This is a genomic window from Paenibacillus sp. FSL E2-0177, from assembly GCF_037992975.1.
Classification (GTDB): domain Bacteria; phylum Bacillota; class Bacilli; order Paenibacillales; family Paenibacillaceae; genus Paenibacillus_AQ; species Paenibacillus_AQ odorifer.
Map to the genome: position 1 here is coordinate 5601663 of NZ_CP150307.1, position 12700 is coordinate 5614362.

General features: G+C 46.0%; 9 protein-coding genes and 1 tRNA gene. 1 reads left to right on the forward strand and 9 read right to left on the reverse strand.

What is annotated here, in order from left to right:
* Nucleotides 1–22: 22 nt before the first annotated feature.
* From lonB to MHI25_RS25075, 7 genes are all read right to left on the reverse strand, one after another.
* Nucleotides 23–1732, reverse strand: coding sequence for an ATP-dependent protease LonB (gene lonB / locus MHI25_RS25045; RefSeq protein WP_076279990.1), 1710 nt, complete (start codon nt 1730–1732; stop codon nt 23–25).
* Nucleotides 1733–2971: 1239 nt separating this feature from the next.
* Nucleotides 2972–3643, reverse strand: a complete 672-nt coding sequence (locus tag MHI25_RS25050; RefSeq protein ID WP_340394539.1) for a BlaI/MecI/CopY family transcriptional regulator — start codon at nt 3641–3643, stop codon at nt 2972–2974.
* Between the two features lie 204 nt (nt 3644–3847).
* Nucleotides 3848–4975, reverse strand: a complete 1128-nt coding sequence (gene ispG, locus MHI25_RS25055; RefSeq protein WP_036685055.1) for a flavodoxin-dependent (E)-4-hydroxy-3-methylbut-2-enyl-diphosphate synthase — start codon at nt 4973–4975, stop codon at nt 3848–3850.
* Between the two features lie 112 nt (nt 4976–5087).
* Nucleotides 5088–6344, reverse strand: a complete 1257-nt coding sequence (gene clpX, locus MHI25_RS25060) for an ATP-dependent protease ATP-binding subunit ClpX (RefSeq protein ID WP_036685052.1) — start codon at nt 6342–6344, stop codon at nt 5088–5090.
* 12 nt (nt 6345–6356) lie between these two features.
* Nucleotides 6357–6947 (reverse strand): ATP-dependent Clp endopeptidase proteolytic subunit ClpP, encoded by a 591-nt coding sequence (clpP, locus tag MHI25_RS25065; protein WP_076129430.1) that lies wholly within the window; start codon nt 6945–6947, stop codon nt 6357–6359.
* Nucleotides 6948–7332: 385 nt separating this feature from the next.
* Complete coding sequence (tig, locus tag MHI25_RS25070; protein ID WP_036685045.1) at nt 7333–8667, reverse strand: trigger factor; 1335 nt, start codon at nt 8665–8667, stop codon at nt 7333–7335.
* Nucleotides 8668–8765: 98 nt separating this feature from the next.
* Nucleotides 8766–9611 carry a hypothetical protein gene (locus MHI25_RS25075; RefSeq protein WP_340395708.1) on the reverse strand — a complete coding sequence of 282 codons (846 nt, stop codon included), beginning with the start codon at nt 9609–9611 and terminating at the stop codon, nt 8766–8768.
* Nucleotides 9612–9890: 279 nt separating this feature from the next.
* Here MHI25_RS25075 and MHI25_RS25080 point away from each other — a divergent pair.
* Nucleotides 9891–9964: transfer RNA gene (locus MHI25_RS25080), tRNA-Arg, on the forward strand.
* Between the two features lie 836 nt (nt 9965–10800).
* Here the strand turns inward: MHI25_RS25080 and pstA are convergent.
* Together pstA and pstC are read right to left on the reverse strand one after the other, a co-directional pair.
* The gene (gene pstA, locus MHI25_RS25085; RefSeq protein WP_036685040.1) at nt 10801–11682 is read right to left on the reverse strand and encodes a phosphate ABC transporter permease PstA; all 882 of its coding nucleotides are present in this window, start codon (nt 11680–11682) and stop codon (nt 10801–10803) included.
* Nucleotides 11679–12626 (reverse strand): phosphate ABC transporter permease subunit PstC, encoded by a 948-nt coding sequence (pstC, locus tag MHI25_RS25090; RefSeq protein ID WP_036685038.1) that lies wholly within the window; start codon nt 12624–12626, stop codon nt 11679–11681. Before pstC ends, pstA begins: the two co-directional genes overlap by 4 nt.
* Nucleotides 12627–12700 lie beyond the last annotated feature (74 nt).

Below are 12700 nucleotides of genomic sequence, written 5' to 3' on the forward strand. Positions count from 1 at the left end.
TCGAATTAGGGATCAATTTAGTTTAACCCTTTGCAGATTCACCAGCGGCATCGGCCTTCAGGAGTGAAGGTGCAGCGGAGAACAGCTCTCCAGCAACTGCAGGCAACCTTACATCTGCTGTATCGGCACCAAACAGATGACGGAACACCTCTTCTACTGTTTCCATTGGAATAACGCGTAATGGCGCGAGGTCAGCGAAGAGAGACTGCCAGTTTTCTTTTGGAATAAGCACTGTAGTGGCACCAGCTTGAAAAGCAGCTTCTACTTTGGCAATTACACCGCCCACTGGCTTAACTCGACCATGGATGCCTATCTCACCTGTGATTGCTACCGTGTTATCCACCGGAAGCCCACGAATAGCAGAGACGATTGCTACTGCCATCGCCACCCCTGCCGAAGGCCCGTCAATCGGTGTTCCACCTGGGAAATTCACATGTAGATCATAACGATCGGGCTCCAGATTCATCGTACGCAGTACGGTCAATACATTCTCAACTGAGCCCTTTGCCATACTTTTTCGCCGAATCGTGCGGGAGCCTCCACCGATCTCTTCTTCATCCACCACACCTGTCACGTTCAATCTGCCTTGGCCGTTCACAGCAGGTGCTGCGGAAACTTCGATTTCGAGCAGAGTCCCCATCCCTGGCCCATACACGGCAAGACCGTTAACTAATCCAATCTGCGGTGCAGAAGGAATCTTGCGTTCCGTACGCAGTGGAAGCTGGCTACTGCCTGCCACCCATTCCACATCAGCAGCATTTAGTGTATCTCTCTGCTCAGTTAAAGCTAATCCGGCAGCCAACTGAATCATATTAACTGCCTCCCGGCCGTTGGTTGCATACTGTTGCACCACAATGACTGCTTCCGGACTTGGTTTAAGCCCAATTTTCTGTATCGCGTCACGCGCGATGACGGCAATCTCATCCGGCAGCAGCGGGCGGAAATAAATCTCCATGCAGCGCGAACGCAGCGCAGGTGAAATCTCATCCGGAGAGCGCGTAGTAGCGCCAACTAGCCGGAAATCAGCAGGCAATCCATTTTGAAAAATATCATGAATATAAGCCGGAGTATTATTATCCTCCGAATTATAATAAGCGCTCTCTAGCAGGACCTTCCGGTCTTCAAGCACTTTAAGCAGCTTATTCATCTGAATAGGGTGAAGCTCTCCTATCTCATCCAGAAAAAGAATCCCGCCATGCGCCTTAGTGACCGCGCCCGGTTTCGGCTGTGGCACACCCGCCACACCCATGGCCCCTGCACCTTGATAAATAGGATCATGCACAGAGCCGATCAACGGGTCAGCAATACCACGCTCATCAAAACGAGCGGTAGTGGCGTCAATCTCTGTGAATTTGGCGTCACTTTTAAAAGGAGAAAGCACATTCTTTTTCGCCTCTTCCATGACAACACGCGCTGCCGCAGTCTTGCCCACTCCCGGCGGACCATAAATAATCACATGCTGCGGATTAGCGCTGCAAAGTGCGGCTTTCAGGGCGCGCAGCCCATCTTTTTGCCCGACAATATCTCCAATAGAAGCCGGACGTGTTTTCTCCGACAATGGTTTAGTTAATGTAATCATCCGCATTTTCCGTAACTTGTCCAGTTCCTTGCGCGACTCTCGTTCTACCGCTGTCTTATTTGTCTTCTGACCCCGCAGCAGATTCCAAAAGTATACGCCGATAACCAGCGCGAAAAAGAGCTGCACGATCATCACAACTATACTTAATTCCATAGGTCATCCTCCTGTTTCGTTCAGTCTACCTTTCCACCCTTGGCTACTATTAGGTAGTATAGCCGTTTCGGTAATTAGTAAACGCGAATTTGCGGATTTGTTGAATTGTTGCAGTAGGATAGACTCTGATAATTAACTATAAGGGCATTAATGAGTATGGGGAGTACGAATGTAGCTTAGATAATTTTAAAAAAAGGAGATTGTTGAGGAGGTTGGAGAGGAAGGATGAAGAGATGAAGAGGAATGAAGGAGGAATGCGGAGAAATGAGGGAGAGATTAGTGGAAAGGGAATTTGAGCAACTGTGGTGTTAAGGGGAATCGTCATACTTAGTAACTGAGTATCGTGATCGGTGCTACCTGGGGGTAAGGAACCTAGTTGTGCGTACCGCTAAGGGTAAGGGCGTCGGGAGTTTCCTGTAGACGTTTAGTTTGTTGAGTTCGAGGAGGTACTTTTAGAAGCTGAGTTAGCTGGGGACGGTGAGCTACTTCTAGAGGCTAAGTCAGCTGGGCACGGTGAGCTTCTTTTAGAAGTTGAGTTAGCTAGGGACGGTGGGTTACTTCTAGAAGTTACGTCAGTTTACCTCTAAGATGCAGAGTTAACTTAATTTGCTGAACATATCCGTTTGTATCTCCTATGTTCTTAGAAACATCCTATTCAGTACAAAAATCTAAGTATCATTGGTACCCAGCCAAATAATTAGGGAAATCCTCCCTATTTATCAGTGATTCACGACCTCAAAGCTGCCAATTAGGGAAATCCTCCCTGATTATTGGACGAATCACACATAAATAGGAAAAATGTTCCTTTTATTAGGGAGTTTTTCCCTAAAAAGCTTGATTTTGAGCCATAATCGTCTTATTTCAGGGAGAATTTCCCTAATTGTTGCGTTTTACTTCATAATGAACTTCACATCAAGCTCCTTCACATACCTTCTTTTCAAATTTCCACCTTCAGCAAAAGCCATGGCCAACATTGTTACGCCTATATGATCAGCTCCATCAAACCACTTCTGCTACACCTGCTCCATCAGCCACTTTTACAACTTTATCCACTTCAAAACATTAGCTACGTCATCTACACCAGTTACATCAGCTACCTCAGCTACACCAGCTACAATAGCACCACCAACTCCATAAGTTCCACCAGATACCTCAATTACATAGGCTAAACTGTTCCATTACTCCTACATAAACTACTTCAATAATATAGCCTCCACCAGCCATCAGCCTTTACAAATATCAATCCCAGTAATAAAGAACATCACGAGCCAGCTTATACTCAACATTTTTGACGCCGATTCCCCTCTTCACAGGAGTAAGCCAGCCTTTTTCACAGAGATTCTTTAGCATCATGCGTACTGTTTTGGGATCTAGCGTGAAATAATCAGCGACATCTTTAGGGCGTATCACCCCAGCTTGACGCACCACTAAACGCATGATTTCCTTCTCAGCGATTAGCAGTCTGCCACGCGGTGCATCTACAATTTGGTAGCGGCTTAGCGCCAAACGCAGCAGTGTAACACATAACTCAGGGCGCTGTTCAACATCATCATAGGCAAATGAAATTACTTGATAACCCATTCCGTACAGAAAAGTTTCACGATTTAGCTCATTACAATACTTCAGCCTATCCATGTCTCTTACATGAGCTGCATACCCTTTGATCTCAAACAAAAGCTTGATCGGCCCCGGCAAAAAAGCAAAATCAGCAAAATAAGCTCGTCTTTGTAAATCCAGCACCTCATACTCCGGATGAAGATTATTGAAATCACCACGAAGCGGCCACCAGACATTCTGCAAAAATAATTTCTCGGCGTGGCCATGACCTCTCTCCAGCCTTCCCCGCCGTTCGCCCGTTCTGCTTGCAAGATGATGCGCAATAAATTTTTCATGGGCTTGTTCATAGTTCATGTTTACTCATTCCTTCCTCCAAAATAGGAAATAAACGCAAAAAAAACGCCCCATGAGCCCCGGATATACCGGAACTGCACAGGACGTTCTTCGCCACTTAGATCACTACTTACCTAACGTCGCAATAAATTACTATACGATGCTAAGAAGTGTTTATAATATTATGAGATTGAAAATTTCTTTATAAATACCATTCAGACCAAGTTACTTCGACTGCACCGGAGGTGCAAGGTTAGCGTGGGCGCGGCCTGGGATTTCGCCCGTTGCCTCGTAAGCCACCACGATCGCATCAATTTCCTTCTTCAGCTCGTTCACGAGTTCAGCTTCAGGCACTTTACGGATCATTTGTCCGTAGCGGAAAAGCAAACCTTCCCCACGAGCGCCAGCAATACCGATATCTGCTTCACGTGCTTCACCAGGACCGTTAACAGCACAGCCAAGGACAGAAACTTTAATAGGCACCTTAAGCTTCGAAATGTATTCTTCCACCTCATTAGCGATGGAGAAAAGATCGATATCCAGCCGTCCGCAAGTCGGACAAGAGATCAGCGTCGCCGCGTTAGAGATCAGACCAAACGTCTTCAGCAGCTCACGCGCCACCTTAACCTCTTCAACCGGATCGGCACTAAGCGAGATACGCAGTGTGCTGCCGATGCCCATAGAGAGCAGTGCACCAATACCTGCGGAGCTCTTCACTGTACCAGCAAACAATGTGCCAGATTCTGTAATCCCCAAGTGCAGTGGATAAGGGATGACTTCCGCAGCCTGACGGTAAGCTTCGATGGCCATTGGCACATCGGATGCTTTTAGAGAAACGATAATGTCGTGGAAATCCAGTTCCTCCAGAATACCAATATGGTATAACGCACTTTCTACCATAGCTTCTGGGGTTGGGTATCCGTATTTCTCCAAAAGGTGATTCTCCAAAGAACCGGCGTTTACACCAATCCGAATCGGAATTCCTTTTTCTTTACATGCTTTAACTACCGCTTCTACCTTTTCGCGACGACCAATGTTCCCCGGATTAATCCGTACCTTATCGATGCCGTTCTCAATAGCCATCAACGCTAGCTTATAGTTGAAATGAATATCCGCTACGAGTGGGATATGAATCTGTTTCTTGATCTCCTTGATTGCGGCAGCCGCCTCTTCATTGTTGACAGTTACGCGTACTAGCTGGCAGCCTGCTTCCTCAAGCCGCAATATTTCAGCTACAGTAGCCTCCACATCAGCGGTTTTGGTTGTACACATGCTTTGAATCGCAACCTCGTTGTTTCCCCCAATAATGAGCCCGCCAACATTGACAGGACGGGTTTGGTGTCTCAAGAACATGATTTTTCTCCCCCATAACGCCAAAGCTCCACCCCTTCGCTCCCGCTAATGTGAAGCGGGATAAGCGGAAGAAAGGTGGAGACTGTGACATGTATTGTTAAGGAAAAGCGGCTTACGCGCTTTCCTCTTTCTTCTTGTCTTTCTTAAGGTTGAGCTCAGGCAAAGCTTTCTCCTGAACGACCTGTTCCGTGATCACACAATCCTTAATATCATCGCGTGAAGGAACTTCATACATCACATCGAGCATGATGCTCTCAATAATCGCGCGCAGTCCACGGGCTCCCGTATTACGTTTGATCGCTTCCTTGGCAATTGCTTCGAGTGCCAATGGTTCGAACTTCAACGCTACGTTGTCCATTTCCAGCAGCTTGATATATTGTTTAGTGAGTGCATTTTTAGGCTCGGAAAGGATACGTACAAGCGTATTCTCATCAAGCGGCTCCAAAGTCGAGATGACTGGCAGACGGCCTACAAATTCAGGAATAAGACCGAATTTGAGCAAATCTTCAGGCAATACCATCGACAAATATTCGCCAGGCTTAAGATCCTTTTGTCCTTCAACTGCTGCGTTGAAGCCAATGATTTTTTTACCGATACGGCGTTTAATCATTTGCTCCAGACCGTCAAAGGCACCGCCAACGATGAACAGGATGTTCGTCGTGTCGATCTGAATAAACTCCTGGTGAGGATGCTTACGTCCGCCCTGCGGAGGCACAGAAGCAACAGTTCCTTCCAGAATCTTCAGAAGCGCTTGCTGTACACCTTCGCCGGAAACGTCACGAGTAATGGACGGATTCTCGGATTTACGTGCTACTTTATCAATTTCATCAATATAGATAATGCCGCGTTCGGCTTTCTCCACATCGTAATCTGCAGCTTGAATGAGTTTGAGCAGAATGTTCTCAACATCCTCGCCAACATAACCAGCTTCCGTTAAGGAAGTAGCGTCTGCAATAGCAAAAGGAACGTTGATAATCTTCGCCATCGTTTGTGCTAACAAGGTTTTACCAGAACCTGTTGGACCGAGCAAAAGGATATTACTCTTCGTCAGCTCAACATCTTCGATCTTGCTTTGGCTGTTCACGCGCTTGTAGTGGTTATAAACCGCTACAGAAAGAGATTTCTTCGCTTGCTCTTGACCGATTACATATTGATCCAAAATATCACGAATTTCCTTTGGTTTTGGAATATCCTTCAGATCAAGCTCTTCCTCATGACCGAGCTCTTCTTCCACAATTTCCGTGCAAAGCTCGATACATTCGTCACATATATAAACGCCCGGTCCTGCTACAAGCTTACGAACCTGCTCTTGTGATTTACCGCAAAAAGAACATTTCAATTGCCCTTTTTCATCATTAAATTTAAACATCTAACCACCCCTTTAAGATTTCATCGGTGAAGAAAGAACCTGGTCAATAAGCCCATATTCCTTGGCTTCTTCCGCGCTCATGAAGTTATCGCGGTCTGTGTCCCGTTCGATTTTTTCAAGGGGCTGACCTGTGCGATCTACATAAATTTGATTCAGCTTCTGTCTCGTCTTGAGGATCCAGTCAGTGTGAATCCAAATATCAGACGCTTGACCTTGAACACCGCCGAGCGGTTGATGAATCATAACTTCGCTGTTGGTCAGCGCATATCTTTTGCCCGGAGCCCCAGCTGTTAGAAGGAGCGATCCCATGCTTGCTGCCATCCCTACACAAATGGTTGAAACATCCGGTTTGATATATTGCATCGTATCGTATATACCCATGCCGGCTGTTACTGAACCACCGGGTGAGTTGAGGTACAAGTGAATGTCCTTCTCGGGATCATCTGCTGCCAAAAACAGCAATTGAGCAATAACCAGATTGGCGACATCATCGTCAATCGCACTGCTTAAGAAAATGATGCGATCCTTGAGCAATCTGGAATAGATATCGTACGAACGTTCTCCACGACTTGTTGATTCCACAACCATTGGTACCAGACTCATGCCACCAACCTCTTTTCTCTGTACAGATTAGTCTTATCGTTTCAGAAATATTTTAACACGTTCACGGCGCGATGTCATTTTTTCACTACAGTGGACAGTCCGCTGCTTGTGAATTGTGACGTTACCGCCCCTATTACCTTATTGCCATACGTTCATACGGATACCTATGTAGTCACATATATTTGCGGCCGAGGATAAAAATAAGGCACGTAACGAAACTTACGTGCCTTATCATATCTGTATGGAGGCCGTGTAACTGGCCGTTCTAGGTAGTGTCAAGCTAAAACGCCTTCGGCGTCCTTTTAAGGACGGTAAGCGTTTATGCGAGAATTATAAGAATAAAGTATAAAGTGAAACTTATACCTTCTTATAATTTTAAAATATCCTACTCAGCTTTAGTGTCTTCAGCAGCTGGTGCTTCTTCTACTGCTTCAACTTCTACACTATTGCTAACAAGGAAATCAATGGTTTTACGCAACGAAAGCTCTTCGCTCAAGCTGCCCAGTGAACCGTTAGCTGCCAAGATGCTGCGGATTTCTTCTGGAGTACGTTTGTAAGCTTCAGCCATAGTAGCCAACTCTTCGTTAACTTCTTCTTCGGAAACTTCAATGTTCTCTTGTTTTGCGATAACTTCCAATACCAGGTTGTTGCGAACGCGTTTTTCAGCATCGCCTTTCATTTGGTTCTGCAAGTCTTCACGAGTTTGGCCGGAGAAGCTAAGGAACATATCCATGTTCATGCCTTGTTGACGAAGACGAGTGTCGAAGTCGCGAACCATATTCTCAACTTCACTGTTGATCATAGCTTCAGGGATTTCAACTTCAGCGTTAGCTGCTGCTTTATCAACAACTGCATTCTCACGAAGGCCTTTCAGTTCTTCCTCTTTACGGGATTCGAGCTGAGCTTTCAGATCTGCTTTGTACTCATCCAAAGTTTCGAATTCACTTACATCTTTAGCGAATTCATCATCCAATGCAGGAAGTTGTTTGCGTTTGATTTCGTGCAGCTTCACTTTGAATACTGCTTTTTTACCCGCAAGGTTCTCTGCATGGTATTCATCAGGGAAAGTAACTTCAACATCTTTGAAATCTCCAGTAGCCATTCCTACCACTTGCTCTTCGAATCCTGGAATGAAGGAGTTGCTGCCAAGCTCAAGAGAGTGACGTTCAGCTTTTCCGCCTTCAAACGGTACATCATCAACATATCCGTCAAAATCGATTACAGCGATGTCGCCGTTAGCTGCTGCTTCTTCTTCAACTACTACAAGCTCAGCATGACGTTCTTGCAGACGAGCAAGTTCAGCACTCAACTCTTCTTCAGTCACTTCAGCTTTTTGTACTGGAACTTCCAGACCTTTGTAATCGCCGAGCTTCACTTCAGGTTTAACCGTGATCTTCGCTTTGAAGATAAAGGATTGACCTTTAGCAAATTGCTCAATATCAACTTCAGGACGGTCTACAGGGAAGATGTCAGTTTGTTCAACTGCTTCACCGTAAGCTTCAGGAAGAAGAATGTCGATTGCATCTTGGTACAAGCTTTCTACACCAAAACGGGATTCAAAGATCGGCCGAGGTACTTTACCTTTACGGAAGCCTGGTACGTTAGCTTTTTTAACGACTTTGTTAAAAGCTTTATCAAGTGCTGCTGTTACGCGTTCTGCGTCTACTTCTACTTCAAGAACTCCAAGGTTCTTCTCTATTTTTTCCCATGTTGCTTTCATATTATACTTTTCCCTCCAAAATATAGGTTCACAAGTTTACTTCAAATAATGATACAATCCACGCACAGAATAACCATTATATTATATACAACATTACTTTATTTATCAAGTAGAGAAGTCTTTATAAAACCCTTGAGAGCACGATAAGCTCCCTCAAATTGAAAGCGCATGCCGTCTGTGATGCCATACATTCCACGTGTCTCTTCCTCTTGTCGGGAGCCGTTTAAACTCTCAGAAACAAATTGGTGCAACGCTCCTGCCCAAATATCCAGCAAAACGTCTTCGCCTTCCAGCAATTTCCGATATTCATCCGACCCATAAATCGACATGATGAACTGGCCCCAGAGCTCTTGTGCAAAATAATACAGCGTAGGCTCATGCACCTCAGCCTGCCCGGCTACCCGCTCCAGCACATGACTCACCTGCGGAGGAAAATCCTCCGTCTGCAGTGGCACGCTCTCGATCTCTACAAGTACCTTTTCATGTCCGCGAATCAGCTTCACTGTTCCCTGCATCCCACGCCGCTTAAGCGTCTGCAAGGTCCGAAATTGCAGCAGTGGATGAACATTATCCCCCTGTAGCCAAGTGGTCAGCTCCTCGTCAACGCCGCCACCTTCCAGATAGGATAGCTGCTCAAGTGCAAGTATTGTCGCCTCAGACAGAGGCTCGTTCATCACCCGCTGCAGCAGCTTTTTGGGATACCCCGTATCCTCGTTCATTTTAGATTTGGCCAAAAAGCGGGCCATATCCTCTTCCCTTAAATCTTCGTCTTCGGGGTGAACAGCTCCCTCCGCATCTCCATTCTGGGACGCGTAAGGAAATGCCGTTTCGAGCCATTCCAGCAGGGACCGCCATTCCTCGTAATTTCGCTCTTCCTGTCCTTGACACTGCAGCAAAAAACGAAGCAGCTCCATCGCTTCCCCGTAGCGTTCACTTTCCAGCATCACCGTCAGCTGGATTTGATAATAGTCCAGTGTCTTGGGGAACAGGACGATATTCTCTTTGGTGGCGGGGGAATCCGAATGTTTAATGAGGGCACCTCCTTATGTCTACTTATGTGAATGGAATCCTAACCATTATAAAAGTTATTAATACCTTAAGCTTCTTCCGAAACTTAATAATTGTAGATTATAGCATACCCCGTACTCTTTTTAAAAAACAGCTTGAAAAAAAACACCCCATATGATATGATAATTCCTGCTTGCTTTTCTGCCAGCAACCATGTCCCGGTAGCTCAGCTGGATAGAGCATGCGCCTTCTAAGCGCACGGTCGGGGGTTCGAATCCCTTCCGGGACGTCATATAGAAACAGCCTTCCTTCGGGAAGGCTGTTTCTGTGTTCAGGGGAGAGGTTGGGCGGAGCTCAGGAGAAGGAATAGGCGGAGCTCAGGGAGTCACTGGGACGAATAGACGACTGAACGACTGAGCTTAAAGATTCGCGGCTCTAGATTAGCCGAGTCTCAGGGGTTCATGGAGTTCGGATTCGAAGCTCAGAGCCTGATGAAAACTTAGCCTCGTCGGGCTATGAGTCGATGGTGCTTAACTTTTGATGCTCGCTCGGACTTGGTCACACTTAGAACTCATTGGGGCTCAGGGTTCTGTGAAACTTAGCAATCGATGATCAGTTTTTATGAGTCAATACCACATCATACCCCGCCGCATTAGAACATCACGGCTGCTTTTCCGGAGAAACGCCGCTACATGCTATCTAATTGCATTTTCTGCAACTAAAAGTACCCTTTTACCTCCAAAACTCGCTTTAATTGCATTTCATACACTTATATTCTCAGATTTACTCCTAGAATGGCCTTTTCACCATTTTTAACTGCACAAAGTGCAATTAAACCCAAACAAACCTATCCCCATCAAAAATAAATGCATAAAGTGCAATTAAAAACCACTCATTACTCATCGACTATTAATCTTCAAATTCCCATTTCTGATTTTTAAATATGGGAACTTTTTTAGCTTTCTATAAGCGTGGCCAATCCAATTACTCAAAAGACACGCGCATTAGCAATTTTATCGAAGGATGAGAGTACCTTTGCTTATTTAATCGGGAATAAAAAAACTGTTCACGGCGATTTCTCGCCGAGAGACAGTTTTTTATGCATGTCTTCCTATATTAGCGGAATCAGCGCCCTTTGCGACGATTTCCGAGCCAGAGCGGAAAACGGAAGGCAAAGTTAATAAACAGAACTACAAATACGAGTACGGCTGCTGATTTGTCAGCGATTTGCCGCGCATCTTCTACAATTGCTTCAGATTGTACATACCATAGATGCACTGCTAGGGTTTCTCCCGGCGAGAACAGATTAAAGTCCCACATTTCGCCCGAGGTACTGAGGCCTGCGGTAAGGATAATAACCGCAGACTCCCCGAAGGCGCGCCCAGCAACGAGACAAATCCCAGTAACAATGGCTGACATTGCAACGGGTAGAACTACTGTGCGGATCACATGGAATTTAGTCATGCCCAGTGCATATCCAGCTTCACGCATCTCCCCAGGAACAGCACGAACCGCTTCCTCCGTCACACGTGCAAGCATAGGCAGATTCAAAAGCGCCAAGCTTACCCCACCGCCAAGAATCGTCAGGCCGATTCCAAAATATTCAGCAAATATCGCAAGTCCAAGCATACCAAATACAATTGAAGGAACCGAAGAGAGAGCTTCTACACATATACGCAGGCCGCCTGTAAAAGCATTATCCGGAGCATACTCCGCCATATAAATCCCCGCACCTAAACCGATAGGGACGGAAATAAGCAGCGAGATGAACAAAATATAAAAAGAGTTGAAAAGTACAGGACCGATCCCGCCACCTACGTCAATCTCTTCAGGCTGTTTAATCAGGAAGTCAGGCCGCAGCGCTGGCAGACCTTTACTAAGAATCGTGAAGAGCAGCCAGAAGATTAGCAGCATGACTAAAGCCCCAAGCGTATAAAACCCAATAGTCGCGAGCTTATTGCGTCTCTGAGCACGCGCTGTATGCTTTGTACTTGCGAATCCGTTCACGCTGCATCCCTCCTTTTTCTACCCAGCACGCGGATGATCAGAATCAGTACAAAGGAAATCACCAGCAGAAGAAAAGCCATCATATGTAGGGCATAATTCCAGGTTGATTCAAACTCTACATTCGAGATTTGCATAACGATGTTACTAGTCAAGACCGAAGCAGGTGTAAATAAGGTTTTCGCCAACTGTGGTGTGTTTCCGATAACCATAACTACAGCCATTGTCTCCCCCACAGCACGAGTCATCCCGAGAATGACCGCGGAGATAATTCCTCTGCTAGCCGCAGGCAAAACAACACGCATAATAACTTGCAGACGGGTAGATCCAAGAGCGTACGCAGCATCCCGATATTTGCGTGGAACAGCGACAATTGCATCATCACTGATTCGGCAAATTGTTGGCAGGACCATTAATGCGAGCACGAGGGCCGCAGCCAGTAATCCATCGCCCAAGCTTTCCCCACTAACTCTACGCAGAAAAGGAAGTAATACCGTTAAGCCTAAATAACCATATACTATAGAAGGAATACCAACGAGCAAATCGAGCACCGGGCGAATGAAGGTCTTCATCCACTTTGGAGCAATCTCCGCACAGAGCACGGCCATACCCACAGAAATAGGTACTGCGATCAGCAGGGTCAAAGCCGTCAGTGAAAGTGTATTTACAATGAAGGCAGCAGCCCCAAAGGAGTCCTCTTCAGGCGTCCAGTTAAAAGAAAAGAAAAAGTCCGCAGGCGAGAGATGACCAAACAGAAGCAGCGCCGTTTTGCCGATAAATAGAATTACAAGTCCAAGCACGAAGCAAAGTGCAAGAATGCTGAATAAGAAATAAAAGCGGAATAATCGATTGCTAAACATATGTCTACTGTGACGTTTGGAGTTGGCGCTAACTTCTGTAACGCCCTCCTTAACCTTAGTTGCCAGGTTGTGGACTGGTGCCCCCATACTTTCCCTCCTGTAAGCGGCCAACCCCGTATCAAAATCGGGGCTGGCCGCTGTTACCGTTCAATATGATCTTC

Bases quoted from the DNA above. Each gene is read 5' to 3' on its own strand.
- ispG (WP_036685055.1), bottom strand. From the start codon at position 4,975: ATGTTCTTGAGACACCAAACCCGTCCTGTCAATGTTGGCGGGCTCATT.
- clpP (WP_076129430.1), bottom strand. From the start codon at position 6,947: ATGAGTCTGGTACCAATGGTTGTGGAATCAACAAGTCGTGGAGAACGT.
- tig (WP_036685045.1), bottom strand. From the start codon at position 8,667: ATGAAAGCAACATGGGAAAAAATAGAGAAGAACCTTGGAGTTCTTGAA.
- MHI25_RS25050 (WP_340394539.1), bottom strand. From the start codon at position 3,643: ATGAACTATGAACAAGCCCATGAAAAATTTATTGCGCATCATCTTGCA.
- MHI25_RS25075 (WP_340395708.1), bottom strand. From the start codon at position 9,611: ATGCTGGAAAGTGAACGCTACGGGGAAGCGATGGAGCTGCTTCGTTTT.
- lonB (WP_076279990.1), bottom strand. From the start codon at position 1,732: ATGGAATTAAGTATAGTTGTGATGATCGTGCAGCTCTTTTTCGCGCTG.
- clpX (WP_036685052.1), bottom strand. From the start codon at position 6,344: ATGTTTAAATTTAATGATGAAAAAGGGCAATTGAAATGTTCTTTTTGC.
- pstC (WP_036685038.1), bottom strand. From the start codon at position 12,626: ATGGGGGCACCAGTCCACAACCTGGCAACTAAGGTTAAGGAGGGCGTT.